Below are 14,921 nucleotides of genomic sequence, written 5' to 3' on the forward strand. Positions count from 1 at the left end.
GATTTAATGACATATAAGGAAAATAGTGAAAAATATATTGAAAATTACGGTTTAAGTATAGGAGATACCATCAAAGTGCATAAAGAGGATATCACCTATACCGGTATCCTACTTGACAGGCCTGAAGACGCCGATGACGGATACCTTGTAATCAAACTGTCAAGCGGATACAATATTGGTGTAGCTATCGAAGGTACTACCGCTGAGCTTATAGAAAAAGGAGAAAAACCGAAAATCGGTTATGATGAGACTGAAATTCCCCATGACGATTCAAAACAGAACATTTCAATCGTGTCAACCGGAGGAACCGTATCATCAGTTATCGATTACCGTACCGGTGCGGTGCACCCTAAATTTACTGCATCCGACCTTGTAAAGGCAAATCCTGAACTTTTGGATTATGCCAACTACAATGTAAAGGCATTATACAATATCCTAAGTGAAAACATGAAGCCTGAATACTGGGCAAAGGCTGCAGAAGAGGTGGCCAATGACATTTCAGATGGTGCCGACGGTATTGTGATAGCTCACGGTACAGACACAATGCACTATACCTCAGCGGCATTGAGTTTTATGTTGAAAACCCCTGTTCCAGTTATTGTTACAGGTGCTCAGAGAAGTTCAGACAGACCTTCAAGTGATGCAAACATCAACCTGATCGATTCAGTGATAGCTGCAAAATCAGACATTGCAGAGGTTTGCGTCTGTATGCATGGAAGTTTAAACGACAAATACACCTACCTCCATAAGGGAACAAAGGTAAGGAAAATGCATACTTCAAGAAGGGACACCTTCAGAAGCATCAATGCTCAGCCAATAGCTAAAATCGAAGACAAGAAGGTAAACATCAATCCTGAATACTCATACACCAAACGTGGCGAAAACGAACTGGAATTAAACACCGCTTTCGAGGAAAAAGTCGGATTGATCAAAAGTTTTCCTGGAATATCTGAGGAATACATTGAATATCACATTGACAAAGGCTACAAAGGTCTTGTAATTGAAGGAACCGGTCTTGGACATGTTCCAAACAACCTTATTGACTCATTTAAAAGAGCACAAGATGAAAACATTCCTGTCATCATGACTTCACAGTGCCTTTACGGAAGGGTCAACATGAACGTTTACTCAACCGGACGTGAAATACTGGATGCTGGAGTGATATCCGGTTTGGACATGACTCCTGAAACCACATATGTCAAATTATGCTGGGCATTAGGTCAAAGTGACGATTACGCAGAAGTTAAAGAGATTATGCAAACAGACATAGCAGGTGAAATTTCACAAAAATCCTCAATCAGGGATTTCTTAAACTAAGGTGATAGCATGGATTATGATTATGAAAAATTAGGATTGAAAATGGGACTTGAAATTCACCAACAGTTAAACAGTCAACATAAACTGTTCTGTCACTGTAAAACAGAACTTGTTGACGATGATTTTGACGAGCTCGTTCAAAGAAAACTCAGGCCAACCCAATCAGAACTTGGTGAAATCGACCGTGCTGCACTTCAGGAATCACTTAGGGGACTGAATTTCAAATATGAAAACTTTGAAAAGCATACTTGTCTTGTTGAAAACGATGATGAGCCACCTCACAGTCTAAATGAAGAGGCTCTTGACATCTGTATAACAATAGCATGCCTAATGAACATGCACATCGTTGATGAATTCCATACCATGCGTAAACAGGTAATCGACGGAAGTAACACCGGAGGGTTCCAGAGAACCGGTATGGTTGCAACCGACGGATATCTTGACACACCATACGGTAAGGTAATCATTGAAAGCCTTGGTCTTGAAGAGGACGCTGCAAGAAGAGTTGAAACAAAAGACGGATTTACAGAATTCAGACTTGACCGTTTAGGAATACCATTGGCTGAAATCACAACAGACCCTTCAATGCACCATCCTGACCAGGTAAGGGAAGTTGCATATATGCTTGGTCAAATCCTAAGAAGTACCAATGTTAAAAGAGGATTAGGTACCATCAGACAGGATTTGAACATTTCCATTGCAGAAGGTGCACGTGTTGAAATCAAGGGTGTTCAGGACCTTGACCTGATGGCTGAAATCGTGAACCGTGAAGTCCAAAGACAATTGGAATTAATCGATATCAAAAAACAGCTTGAAGCAAGAAACGCTGAAGTGCTGGAAGAAATCCATGACTTGGATGAACTGTTTGAGGATACTGAGTCCAAAATATTGAAATCCGCCGAAACCATTAAGGCAGTTGTATTGAAAGGTTTTGACGGACAAATCGGCCGTGAAGTACAGCCAGGCAGAAGATTCGGTACTGAAATTGCAAGTTATGCTAAAAAACGTGGAGTTTCAGGAATTTTCCACTCAGACGAATTGCCTGCATACGGCATAACCCAAGAGGAAGTCGACAAGGTAAGCGAATTCTTAAACATCGGTGAAGATGATGCATTCATCATTGTTGCACATGATGAGGACATTGCCATTTCCGCACTTGAAGAAGTTAAAAGAAGGGCAAATCTCGGTCTTGAAGGTGTTGTTGAAGAAACCCGTAAGGCACTTGAAGACGGTAACACCGAATACATGAGACCACTTCCTACAGCAAACAGGATGTATCTTGAAACCGATATTCCATTATTCAAAATCACCCCTGACAGGGTTGAGCCAATAGCTAACGATTTACCGGAACTTCCTGATGTAAAACAGGCAAGAATCATTGAGGAATACAAGTTAAGTGAAGACTTGGCTAGCCAGCTTGTCAAAAGACAGGAAGCAGACATGTTTGAAGCAATTTTAGCAGATGTTGATGTTGATGCAACACCGGTCGCTTCACTTTTAGCTTACGATTTACGTGAAATCAAAAGGGAAGGCCATGACATCAGCATATTGACTCTTGATCACTTCAAGGGAATTTTCACATTACTTGGCGAAGGTAAAATTGCAAAGGACAGCGTTCGTAAATTGGCTGTTGAAACCATTAAAGCTCCTGATATGGACATATCTGAAATTGCTGAGAAAAACAACCTGACCATGCTCAGCGATGATGACGTTGTAAGCATCATTTCCGAAATTGTTGCAAACAATGAGGCAATGGTTAAAGAACGTCAGATGGGTGCCATGGGTCCTTTGATGGGAATGTGCATGAAACAACTTAAAGGAAAAGCCGATGGAAAATTGGTTAACCAGGTTGTTCGTGAAGAAATTCAAAAATTAATCTAGGGAAACTCAATTGAGTTTCCAAAAAACTCTTTTTTAAATTTTATATTAGTATTTCTATTTAATATCAGATATTAACTCATTTTTCCAGAATATTAATTTCAAATCTATATTTTGTACATTTTTAAATGATGTTTTTAAGAAAATTTAATCAAAAAAGGATTTTAAAAATTTTTAATATAAAATATTCATATTTTAAGGAAATATTATATATCACAGATATCAGATTATAAGATGGTGATAATGTGGAAAAATTAGATGACATTATTGTTTCAAGAGCAATCATAGAAGAGTTTATGAACGACTTTCTCGACTACACAGACATTGATGTAGCCATTGGTGGCGGAGGCCCCTCCGGAATTACTGCAGGTTATTATCTTGCAAAAGCAGGATATAAAGTTGCACTGTTTGAAAGAAAACTCTCCATAGGCGGAGGAATGTGGGGAGGTGGAATGATGTTCAACAAAGTTGTAGTCCAGGAGGAAGGAAGAAGAATTCTTGATGAATTCGGAATCAACTACAAAAAATATCAGGACAACTACTATGTGGTGGACTCCATAGAGTGCACCTCAACACTTACATCTAAAGCCACTCAAGCTGGTCTTAAAGTGTTTAATCTCATGTCAATTGAGGATTTAATGGTACGTGAAAACGGAATAAACGGAGTGGTGCTCAACTGGAGTTCAGTTGAAATGAGTGGTCTACATATAGACCCACTAACAGTAAGATCCCGTGCAGTTATTGATGCAACAGGACACCCATTGGAAATTATCAAAATTGTACAGGAAAAAATGGAGGAACCCCTCAACACACAGACCGGAAAGATCATGGGTGAAAAATCCATGTGGGCAGACAGGGCCGAAGGCAAAATACTCGACAATGTAAATGAAGTGTATCCAGGATTATACGTTACCGGAATGGCTGCAAATGCAGTTCACGGATCACAGCGTATGGGACCAATTTTTGGAGGAATGCTACTTTCAGGAGAGTATGTTGCCAAAAAGGTTGCTGAAGATCTGGAAAACAGAAAATAATTTTACCAAAAAACCATCACCAATTTTTAGGTATGCCTAAAAAAATAGAAAGCTTTATATACTATCACGACAAAGTAATAAGTAGAGATGAAATTTAGGTTTACCTAAAACACTCTAATCATTAGTCAAATAATGAAAACTCTCCAAAATTGGAATCTATTGAATTATATTTTCACAATTTTACTGGTCCAATATGTTCAACATAATACACAACATATAATGCTTAACTGCCAAAAGCATTATAAATTCGTTAAATACAAGTCGTTGGAAAATTTAAAATCTGCCAAAATATAATTTTCCTCAAAAGGGTGTTTAAGCTAGTCACTTAAACACCAAACTACTCTCTTTTTTGAAAAAACTTTAAATTTTATAGAATTCCAATTATCTTTTTAATATTATTAAACAATATAGAATCATCTGATTTTAAATATAAGAACTATTAATAATTTATTTTTAATTTTACAATGCAAATAGGCACTTACAGTCGAAAAACTTTATATAAATCCCCAATATATAAATTAACAAGTGCAAGGAACATGAATGATAATTTGCACATGATGATTATAAGGTGATACTATGAGTTTCATTGAGTCAAGCATTAACATGGTAAATTCTTCCGATGACGGTTTTAAAAAACAAAAAATGTTTCAAGAAAAATATTGTGAAAAGAAATCATATGATATGAAAATCCAAGATATTAAACATGAAGTCAACTGGAGCAGAGATTTTTTCGGCTTCAAAAACATTAAAGTATTCTGATTAATTTGAGTCGGTAAAATTTTATAGATTTATTTGATTTTTTAAATATTTTTGTGTCCAATTTTGCATTTGGAAGTCTAAAAATGTCAGAATTCCTTTTTTTAGTTTTGCATAATTTCTTTATTACTTCTGGATTGGTTTGTCTGTAGTAATTTTCTACTTTATTTGATGTTTTTTCTATATTTTCATCATCTAAGTGTTCTACATAGCTGTGGAAGTAATTTATGATATATTTTCTTATGAAATCTTTAAATTCTACTGGAATGGCACTGTAATTCTGTAAATATTGTTTAAATTGCTCGATTGCTTCTTGTTTTGAATTTTTTCTGAAGCAATTTTTTAATTCTTGCGCATTTTCGTAATATAATCTCTTTTTTTTACAATTTATCTTATTTCACCGACAATACACTTTAATTTGTGATTAATTGTTTGAAATATGTGAAATGTACATAATTGATGTTTTACTCCTATTTTATCTGCTACATTACGATACATTGAGAATAAATCTGTTGTTAAGCAAATAAATGGTTTATTTGCAGTTGAATCTAGGATAAATTTTTCGTGTTTTTTGGCATTCTGCGATGTACAATTCTTTCTGAGGCTGAAATATTGAGTATTGCATCATATAATGTTTATCTGTAGTGTCTAACTCCATTGAGTCTTAAAATTGCTCATCATATAAATAGTAGCCAGAATATTCGAATTTCTTGTTGGTGATTGTTTCTTCGTGATTTTGGTTTCGGATTGTTTGGTGAGATATTTGTATTCTAAGGAATAATTGGAAGTATTTGCTTATTTTACGAAGTGATTGATATCCAATTCCCATTATTTCAGGTATTTTATCAATTATTTCTTGCAAATATTGTTTATATTTTTTTATTAGTGGATTGTTGTTTATTCCGAATTTTTTTGTTAGATTTTTTGCATTGATATTGCTGTTCTCTGAATTCTGTGATGTTTCCATTGACATTTTGTTTATTTTTTGTTATTGTACCTTTTTTGATTATTTTATAGCTTCCACAACTTAACAAATTGAATTATCGTATCTAAATATGTTATTTTTCATATAAAATAATTTTTGATTTGTATTTTTAATTTTTGGGTTTTTATTTAGTGTTTCTGAAATGATTTTTTCATGATCAATTTTTTTGTCAGAAAAATCAAAAAGTTTAAGTTTTATAAAGTCTATATTACTATTGAGAAATTTAAAATTTGTTTGGTCATAAATTATTATTTGTCCTCATTTATTTAAGTAATTAACTATTTTTTAACCATTTGTTTTTAAATTTAAGAAAAATTAAAACGAATTTTTATCGAAGTGAAATTTCAATTGTAAAAAAAATAAGATTTGAAAGAAACCTATAAAATTTTACAGACTCAAAAAAATTGAAATATGATAGTCAAAATGGTCAGAAATATATTACCCAGAAATGAATGATTATATTACATTGATTTAAAGGTACAAATACCTTTATATACTTAATAGGATAGATATTGAAACAATAAATTTAGGTATGCCGAAATTTTTAGGCATGCCGCTTAAACAAAAAAGGAGAACAGAAAATGTCAGTATATGATTTTGAAGTAAAAGACAGTGACGGAAACATGGTTTCCCTCTCTGAATTTAAAGACAAAGTATTATTGATCGTAAATTCAGCAACCAAATGCGGATTCACACCACAATACACAGAACTGAACGAAATCTACAATGAATTCAAGGATGAAGGTTTTGAAATACTCGATTTCCCATGCAACCAATTCGGTGCACAGGCACCTGGAAGCACAGAAGAAATTGCAGAGGTATGCCGCAACAAATGGCTGGTACCATACCAAATCTTTGATAAAATCGATGTGAACGGTGAAAATGCAGATCCTTTATTTGAATACATTAAAAACGAACAGCCTTTCACAGACATCAAGGGAAAAGGCGCAACCGCATTGAAACTGATGTTAAAAGCAAAAGACAGACACTACAAAGACAACAACGACATCAAATGGAACTTCACCAAGTTCCTAGTTGACCGCCAAGGAAATGTTGTTCGCAGATTCGAGCCAACAGAAGACTTAGGCGACGTTAAAAACGCAGTTAAGGATTTATTATAATCCTTAAAAAACTTTTTTATTTTACCACTATTTTTTAACCAATACCATCAAATAATAATATTGAGGTTAACAAAATGGAAAAATATGACATTATCATTATTGGAGCAGGACCCGGTGGGCTAACCGCCGGAATTTATGCAGGCCGCCAGGGAACAAAAAACCTGATTATCGACCGTGACCTTGCAGGAGGGCTTGGCCGTGAAGTTCCGGAAATGGAAAACTATCCAGGTTTTGAAAACATTTCAGGTTTGGAACTGATTGAAAAGATGAAGGCCCAGGCGATTAAAAACTGTGAGCTGCACGAAATGGAAGAGGTAACAGAAATAATCAAAAATGATGATGAATACCGCTTCACAGTCAAAACAAACAAGGACGAATATCTCTCAAAAACAATAATTCTTGCAACAGGAAGTTCACACAGACACCTTGAAGCCAAAGGAGAAGAGGAATTCAAGGGAAAGGGCGTCAGCTACTGTGCAACATGTGACGGATTTTTCTTCCAGGGCCGTGACATCGTCATGGTGGGTGGAGGAAACAGTGCACTTCAGGAGGCATTATACCTGAACAATTTAGGTGCAAACGTTACCCTAATCCACAGAAGGGACGAATTCCGTGCACAAAGAGAATTGCAAAACCAAATCAAAGAAGCCGGAATCAACACAATTCTCAACGCTACCGTTGAAGAAATCAAAGGCAAAATGCTTGTTGAATCAGTAATATTGAAAGACACAAAAACAGGTGAACTTTCAGAACTTCCGATAAACGGAGTGTTCATCAGCGTAGGTTACATTCCGCACACCGAACTTGCAAAACAGCTGGGTGTAGAACTGGATCCGTCCGGACACATTATCATTGACACTGAACAGAAAACCAATGTGGATTATGTTTATGCAATAGGTGATGTTTGTGTTGGTCTAAAACAGTGGATTGTTGCATGTGGCGAAGGTGCAGTGGCTGCAACTTCAGCATACCACGACTTAAGCTAGTAACGTTCTTGCAAGAACATGTAAATAAAGAATGCAATAACCAATACAACAATTACAGGCAGTAACCACATGAATATTTTCAATAAGGCCACTGCTATCAATATAGCGACAATTACAAATATCAAATCTTGAAGTTCCATGTAATTCAAATATATTAATCTTAATATATAAATTTGTGGTGCTTCTCTTTTTTTAATATATATATACTATTTTTTACAATACATTAATATATGAAAAAAAAGAATAGGAATACACTGATTTTAATTTTTATAATTGCAGTTTTGATTGCAATCGGATTTGGATTGAACAATCAAAAAGAAACAGTTAATTTTAAGGAGTTTTCAGTTGAAGTTCCTGCGGGAACTAAATTTATGGACCTTGATCTGGACGACCCCACAATCAAGGAGGGTCACAGAAGCAGAAGTGATGATTTGACAATCACCTCATTCAACAAGCAATACATCGAAAACGAATACTATTCACAAAATGGCGAAAAGATAGACTTCACCAAATCTTCAATAGAAAACATGACCCAAGATAAGGCAAATAATGTGACCAAGCTCTCAGACAAGCTGACAAGATGCATCAATACACAAGTGATTGACGGTGCCAATGACACTGATGTTGCAGTGATATATCATGACGACACACACTACATTATTGTTGAGGGAGGAGATGTGGAATTCATCACACAAATTGCACAATCTATAAAAATTATAGAATAATATTTAATTATTATAAAAATCAAAAATAATATCATTATATTTTAATGGAGTATAATGATGACAATATTAGTAATTAATAACAAGGGACAATACAATCACAGAATACAAAGAAGTTTGCAATACCTCAATATTCCGTCCGAACTCGTTTCAAACACTCTTACAATAGAGGAAATTGAAGCTAAAAATCCGATCGGACTTATTTTAGGTGGAGGACCATCCCTTGAGGGTGCAGGTAACAGTGAAGAGTACATCAAACATTTTGATATTCCGATTCTTGGAATTTGTCTCGGACACCAATTGATTGCTAAGGCCTACGGTGGAGAGGTTACCACATCCGACACTGAAAGTTATGCTCAAGTTAAAATAAATATAAATAAAGATGAAAACTTATTTGAAGGGCTGGCCCCTGAAATGGATGTTTGGTCTTCACACAAGGATGAAGTGAAAACAATTCCTGAAGAATTCGAAATACTTGCCAGTTCCACTTTATGTGACGTTGAGTCATTCAAGCATAAAGACAAAGACGTATATGGAATACAATTCCATCCTGAAGTTCATCACACTCCAAAAGGAGAAATAATATTTAAAAATTTCTATAAGATATGTCAAGAATAGGTGTAACAATGATTGATAACGCTGACGATTTAAGAGACAAGGCAAATGAATTTAAAACCGGATTAAAAAGACAATTCATCAATATCCCTATCGGAGATGAAGAGTATGGATTTAAAATCGCAGGTATTGGAGCAAAATCTGTAAAACTCGAAAAATACGTTAAGTTTGACGATATTTTTGAAGCAATCGAATCCGGTAACGATAACGGTTTAGAAGCAATGATAAAACAACTCATTGAAGATTACGAAGAAGAAGATGAAGAGGAATAAAATGTTAAGTCCTAAAGAATTTATTGAAGATGCAGTTAAAAAAATCAAGGATCAAATCGGTGATGAAAAAGCAATAATCGCTTTATCAGGTGGAGTTGACAGTTCAGTATGTTCCGTACTTGTACAGGAAGCTATCGGCGATAACTTAACTGCAATTTTTGTTGACCACGGTCTTTTAAGAGCAGGTGAAGTTGAACAGGTAACCAACACCTTCAAAGACAGACTGAACTTCAAGTTTGTCGATGCATCCGACGAGTTTATGGATGCGCTTGCTGGTGTGGAAGACCCTGAAGAAAAACGTAAAATCATTGGAAAAATATTCATAGACGTATTCGAAAGAGAAGCAGAAAAAGTCGATGCAAAATACCTTGTTCAAGGTACAATCGCACCTGATTGGATTGAAACCAAAGGTGAAATCAAATCCCACCACAACCTTGCACTTCCAAACGGTATGGTTCTGGAATTATGTGAACCTATCCGTGACTTATACAAGGATGAAGTAAGGGAAATCGGTGATGAACTTGATTTGCCTGCAACAACAGTATACAGACAACCATTCCCAGGACCTGGACTCGGTGTACGTGTTGTTGGAGCATTGACCAGAGAAAACGTTGAAATCTGTAGAAAAGCAAATAAGATTGTTTGCGATGAAATTGAAGCTGCAGGTATCGATAAAGAGGTATGGCAATATTTCGCTGTTTTAACCGACACCAAAGTTACTGGAGTTAAAGGAGACCAAAGGGACTTCGGTTATCTGGTAGTTGTCAGAGTAGTGAACTCAATTGATGCCATGACCGCATCAGTTGCTGAACTTCCTTGGGAAGTCGTACAGACCATCTCAAAAAGAATCACCTCTGAAATTTCAGAAGTTACTCATGTCGCATTATCAGTTAGTGACAAACCACCTGCAACCATCGAATTCTGCTAAATACTATTCTAACCAATAGTATTTACTTTTACTTTTTTTTAAAGAATTATGAAAACCACAAAAAATGCATATTTAGCCAAACTGACAGAACAGATACAGATGAAGTCTGTCAAGGTCGGGAAGAATCTCGAAGGAACAACCCCTCCATCAGTCTTTATCGGCAGATGGTCCTATCCTAAAGTATATGCCGGACCGATGATGAGTTCACAGATGGGTGACACATCAATAATGGATTCACCGGAATCATGGATTGGACAGAACAAGACACAGGATGAAATCATAAACTACCGTATGAATCTTGTGCGCGGAAAACAGCTGATAAAAATTGATGACTTGGAAAATCCATTTGTGGAAAAACTCCAGGACATATCCCTTGCATCCAAATCAATCGACAGCGAGGCAACATTCGGAAAGCGTCCGAGGGGATCACTTCTAACCGAAGACAGCATGCCCCACGGTCCAAGTGCAGTCATTGAAAAGTTTGACATTGATGCGGTTAGATGGGACAAACAGCTGGAAAAGACATTCTATGACACAGACCTGAATGCAAGAGATGCGGTTTTAAACCTGCACAACAAGGATGTTCCGTTTACGGCTATGCAGAAGGCATTTTCAGTGGGTGCCATCGGAACCAAAAACCGAAGAAAACTGGTTCCAACACGCTGGTCAATTACAGCATGCGATTCAACGCTGGCAGACCAGTTCTTAAAGGAAGTGCGCAAGTTTGAAAATCTGGATACATACAGGGTTTTTGAATTCGGTGCATTGAACAATTATTATGTAATCATTTTAACCCCAACCGAATGGCAATATGAATGGTATGAGGCATTCATCCAACTTATGAAAAATGAAGAGTTGATCTTTTCAGACTATGAAACCAACGGCGGCAAAAAGGAATACTCCATTGTCGGAGGATGCTACTACACCGCAAAGATGGCAGTTCTTGATTATCTGCTTAAAATCAAAAAACAGTCCGGTCTGATAATTTTAAGGGAAGCGTATGACGGATATGTGCCACTGGGCGTTTTCAACGTAAGGGAAAACATCAAAGAAGCAATGATGAGACCCTACCTTGAATTTGAAACATTGGAGAAATGTCTGGAATATGCCGGAACCAAATTAAAGATACCTATCAGCAGATACGTCAAACAGGGAACACTGCTGAATGAAATGCTTCACACAAAACAGACCACATTGGATATGTACTTTAAAAGTGAGAAGAATGTTTAAGTTTAAAACCCCAAGCAGCGAAACTTTGGAAATCATGTCTGAAGTTGCAAAAGGAAATATTGAAAAGGACTATGAAAAGAGTTGTATCGAACAGATCAGGGATTTGACCGATAAGGAATATGCGAAGGTCACATCCAGCGGAAACAACAGCATTTTCATTGCGCTTTCAGCTGTTGAAGGAGACGTCATAATCCCCGACCAGGGAGGATGGCACGGATTTAAACAGATTGCCAGGTTCTTAAACAAAAACATCATAACCATAAAAACCGATTCAGGACTGATCAATACCGATTACCTGGACGAGTTGGAAATCCCAGACTCATCAGCGCTAATTTTTACAAGCTTTGCAGGATATTGCGGCGAGCAGGATATCAAAGCAATCACCAAATACTGCAAAAGTAATGATATTCTAACCATTGAGGATGCATCGGCGGGTGTCGGTGATAAAAAGGACTTGCTGGGCAGACATTCAGACATCATTCTTGCATCAACCGGATCTCCAAAAATCATCAATGTCGGAGAGGGAGGATTCATCTCCACAGACGATGAGGAAATATTCAAGAAAACATCATTGCCACAAAAACTAAGCAAAACATCACAGATTGTATGTAGTGGTATAGATAATGAAATTCAAAATGTTAAAAATAATCTGGAACTTACATTAAATGCAACAGACTATGTAAAAAAACATATACCTAACACATTACATGCAAATAAAAGAGGCATAAATGTAATTATTCCACACGATAATGCAAAAGCAATATGTTGGGATTTGAAAAAGACACTGACCACCCAAAAAAGCGGCTTCATAACCACCTGTCCAAATTACAACAGGGTAAAACAGAAGGCAATATGCATAGAGATAAAAAACCTTGACTATGCCTGCCTTAGAAAAGAAAAATTAGACATGATAATTGAAGAGGTCAGTAGTCAACTGCAAGTTTAGTTATTCTGTCAATGATGATTTCTTCAACTGACATGTTTTCAAGCTCTACCTCACCTATATTATAAACCTTAATCAGATTTTCATCATCAGGTGTCAGCACACTCTCATCCAAAGTAAAAAGACCGGACAACTCATCTGAATAATCATCACAATTAATTAAAACGGCACATAAATTCATTTCCCCCTCATGTAACCCCAACAGATTAAATGCCTTTGAAATCTGTCTTTGAGCAGAACACCTCAAAACGATTTCAACACTGATATCCTTGGCCAGGTTTTCACCCCTTTCAAATGCAAGGAAAGCCTGGTTAACACCATGGATTATATGATTTTTACTGACTATGGAATCCGCATTCAGAAGTTGGATAATCTCACCATCCCTCTTAATGGAATTAATCCTATCAAGAGTATCTCCAACAGAATCTATGTTTGCCCTAAAACCTAAAATTTTTATGTTATCCATATCCATGTTAATCCCTTAAAAGTCTATTTACACCAGCAATATACGCCTTCACACTGGCATTGATAATATCGGCCTCAGTACCTCTTGCAGAAACAACCTTATCTTCCTTTTGAAGTTTGATTATCACATCAATGAAAGCGTCAGTACCTCCGGTGAGTGAATCTACGTGATATTCTATCAAATCAATATCGTTAAATATGTCCAAATCCTTTAAAGCATTGATTGCAGCGTCAACAGGACCTAACCCTACACCGGAATTTATAATTTCATCATCATCCACTGTGATTTTAACGGATGCGGTAGGCATTACCTTATTTCCTGAAACTATTGTAACTTGATCAAGTTTGATAAGATCCTCCTGATTGATTTGCAAAACATTGTCTGCTATGATGTGCAAATCTACATCGGTTACTGTCTTTCCCTTATCGGCCAAATCTTTAATATCACTGCAAATCTGCTCAAGTTGAGTCTGATTAACATTAAATCCCAATTCATTTAACCTGTTGTTCAAACCATGAGTTCCCATATGCTTTCCTAAAATGAACTTACGTTTACGTCCAACAAGTTCAGGAGTCATAGGCTCATAGGTAGCAGAATTTTTAATAATTCCATCGGCATGAATACCAGATTCATGAGCAAATGCATTTTCACCAACAATTGCCTTATTGGGTTGAATATATACACCGGTGGATCTTGCAACAAGTTTGGAAAGGTGATAAATCTGATTGATTTTAACGTTGGTTGAAAACTCTGGAAGTAACCTGTCTATACTGACGACACACTCTTCAAAAGAGGTATTTCCTGCCCTCTCACCAATACCATTGATGGTGGTATGGATTTCTGTCGCACCGCCCTTAATGGCAGATAATGTATTTGCAACGGCAAGACCGAAATCGTTATGACAGTGACAAGCAATTGGAACTGACAAATCATTCAATTTAGAAAACAATTCAAATGAAGAGTCCGGAGTTAAAATACCTACAGTGTCACATACGCAAATTCTGTCCGCACCATGATTAATGGCATGGACATATACTTCCCTTAAAAAATCAACATCACTTCTTGAAGCATCCTCTGCTGACAATTCCACAACCAAACCATGATCCTTACAGTAATCTACTGCATTATTGGATAATTCTATAAGCTTATCAGAAGTAGTGTTTAATTTATCATGAATATGCAATTCAGAAGTTGGAACCACAAGATTGACACCATCCACATCACAGTCCAAACAGTAATCTATATCCAGTGTTAAAGGTCTGGCAAAACTTAAAATTTCCGCATTGAAATCCTGTTTTGTGATTTCTTTAATGGATTCTCGTTCACCATCAGAAGTAATTGCAGAACCGGCCTCAATAAATTCAACTCCTATTTCATCAAGTTTAGAAGCGATTCTTAGTTTTTCTAAAGATGTCAATGAAACACCAGGAGTTTGTTCCCCATCACGCAATGTGGTATCTAAAACTTTAATATTCATGAAAAATCACCAAAAATTATGCAATAACACCATTAAGTAATATTAAAAAAACAGTTAAAAAAATAGTAGTGAATAATAATTGTAATAGAGAAAGCTTGCAGCGAAATGAAATTCCCATAGAAAACCATAGTACACAAACAAAACGCAAAAGGACTTCACTACTGGGATCGAAACGAGTCCAGGTATAACCC

At 36.3% G+C, this 14,921-nt stretch carries 14 protein-coding genes and 1 pseudogene; 12 read left to right on the forward strand and 3 right to left on the reverse strand.

Translation table 11 applies throughout. From position 1 onward, the window contains the following. The first annotated feature begins 6 nt into the window (after window positions 1-6). From gatD to QZV03_RS08535, 4 genes are all read left to right on the forward strand, one after another. Window positions 7-1,317, forward strand: a complete 1,311-nt coding sequence (gene gatD, locus QZV03_RS08520) for a Glu-tRNA(Gln) amidotransferase subunit GatD (RefSeq protein WP_296875836.1) — start codon at window positions 7-9, stop codon at window positions 1,315-1,317. Between the two features lie 9 nt (window positions 1,318-1,326). Further along, a complete protein-coding gene (gene gatE, locus QZV03_RS08525; protein ID WP_296875837.1) occupies window positions 1,327-3,198 on the forward strand; it encodes a Glu-tRNA(Gln) amidotransferase subunit GatE in 1,872 nt (623 codons plus the stop codon). Between the two features lie 242 nt (window positions 3,199-3,440). Further along, window positions 3,441-4,229: a sulfide-dependent adenosine diphosphate thiazole synthase gene (locus QZV03_RS08530; protein WP_296875838.1), complete on the forward strand. Its 789-nt coding sequence runs from the start codon at window positions 3,441-3,443 to the stop codon at window positions 4,227-4,229. 576 nt (window positions 4,230-4,805) lie between these two features. Next, window positions 4,806-4,988, forward strand: coding sequence for a hypothetical protein (locus tag QZV03_RS08535; protein ID WP_296875840.1), 183 nt, complete (start codon window positions 4,806-4,808; stop codon window positions 4,986-4,988). 21 nt (window positions 4,989-5,009) lie between these two features. Here QZV03_RS08535 and QZV03_RS08540 read toward each other — a convergent pair. After that, window positions 5,010-6,216, reverse strand: a pseudogene (locus tag QZV03_RS08540) (hypothetical protein). A 335-nt stretch (window positions 6,217-6,551) separates the two neighbouring features. On the opposite strand from QZV03_RS08540, the gene QZV03_RS08545 reads away from it, so the two are divergent. The 8 genes from QZV03_RS08545 to QZV03_RS08580 all read left to right on the forward strand — a co-directional run bounded on the left by QZV03_RS08545 (window position 6,552) and on the right by QZV03_RS08580 (window position 12,790). Continuing rightward, a complete protein-coding gene (locus QZV03_RS08545) occupies window positions 6,552-7,091 on the forward strand; it encodes a glutathione peroxidase (protein WP_296875841.1) in 540 nt (179 codons plus the stop codon). A gap of 74 nt (window positions 7,092-7,165) precedes the next feature. Further along, the gene (gene trxB, locus QZV03_RS08550; RefSeq protein WP_296875843.1) at window positions 7,166-8,077 is read left to right on the forward strand and encodes a thioredoxin-disulfide reductase; all 912 of its coding nucleotides are present in this window, start codon (window positions 7,166-7,168) and stop codon (window positions 8,075-8,077) included. A gap of 230 nt (window positions 8,078-8,307) precedes the next feature. Then, window positions 8,308-8,802, forward strand: a complete 495-nt coding sequence (locus tag QZV03_RS08555; protein ID WP_296875844.1) for a hypothetical protein — start codon at window positions 8,308-8,310, stop codon at window positions 8,800-8,802. Window positions 8,803-8,859: 57 nt separating this feature from the next. Further along, window positions 8,860-9,417: a GMP synthase subunit A gene (locus QZV03_RS08560; RefSeq protein ID WP_296875846.1), complete on the forward strand. Its 558-nt coding sequence runs from the start codon at window positions 8,860-8,862 to the stop codon at window positions 9,415-9,417. Window positions 9,418-9,425: 8 nt separating this feature from the next. Next, on the forward strand, window positions 9,426-9,686 hold the full coding sequence (locus QZV03_RS08565; protein WP_296875848.1) for a hypothetical protein: 261 nt from the start codon (window positions 9,426-9,428) through the stop codon (window positions 9,684-9,686). 1 nt (window position 9,687) lies between these two features. After that, complete coding sequence (guaA, locus tag QZV03_RS08570; RefSeq protein WP_296875850.1) at window positions 9,688-10,614, forward strand: glutamine-hydrolyzing GMP synthase; 927 nt, start codon at window positions 9,688-9,690, stop codon at window positions 10,612-10,614. Between the two features lie 48 nt (window positions 10,615-10,662). Then, entirely contained in the window at window positions 10,663-11,844 is a 1,182-nt protein-coding gene (locus QZV03_RS08575) for a hypothetical protein (protein ID WP_296875851.1), read from the forward strand. Next, the gene (locus tag QZV03_RS08580; protein ID WP_296875853.1) at window positions 11,837-12,790 is read left to right on the forward strand and encodes a DegT/DnrJ/EryC1/StrS family aminotransferase; all 954 of its coding nucleotides are present in this window, start codon (window positions 11,837-11,839) and stop codon (window positions 12,788-12,790) included. The genes QZV03_RS08575 and QZV03_RS08580 overlap by 8 nt, the downstream gene beginning before the upstream one ends. Here QZV03_RS08580 and cgi121 read toward each other — a convergent pair. Both cgi121 and QZV03_RS08590 read right to left on the reverse strand, forming a co-directional pair. Continuing rightward, the gene (cgi121, locus tag QZV03_RS08585; protein ID WP_296875855.1) at window positions 12,768-13,259 is read right to left on the reverse strand and encodes a KEOPS complex subunit Cgi121; all 492 of its coding nucleotides are present in this window, start codon (window positions 13,257-13,259) and stop codon (window positions 12,768-12,770) included. The genes QZV03_RS08580 and cgi121 overlap by 23 nt on opposite strands. A 1-nt stretch (window position 13,260) precedes the next feature. After that, a complete protein-coding gene (locus QZV03_RS08590) occupies window positions 13,261-14,730 on the reverse strand; it encodes a (R)-citramalate synthase (protein WP_296875857.1) in 1,470 nt (489 codons plus the stop codon). Between the last annotated feature and the right edge of the window lie 191 nt (window positions 14,731-14,921).

Origin of the sequence: uncultured Methanobrevibacter sp. (assembly GCF_902788255.1) — an archaeon.
Taxonomy (GTDB): domain Archaea; phylum Methanobacteriota; class Methanobacteria; order Methanobacteriales; family Methanobacteriaceae; genus Methanocatella.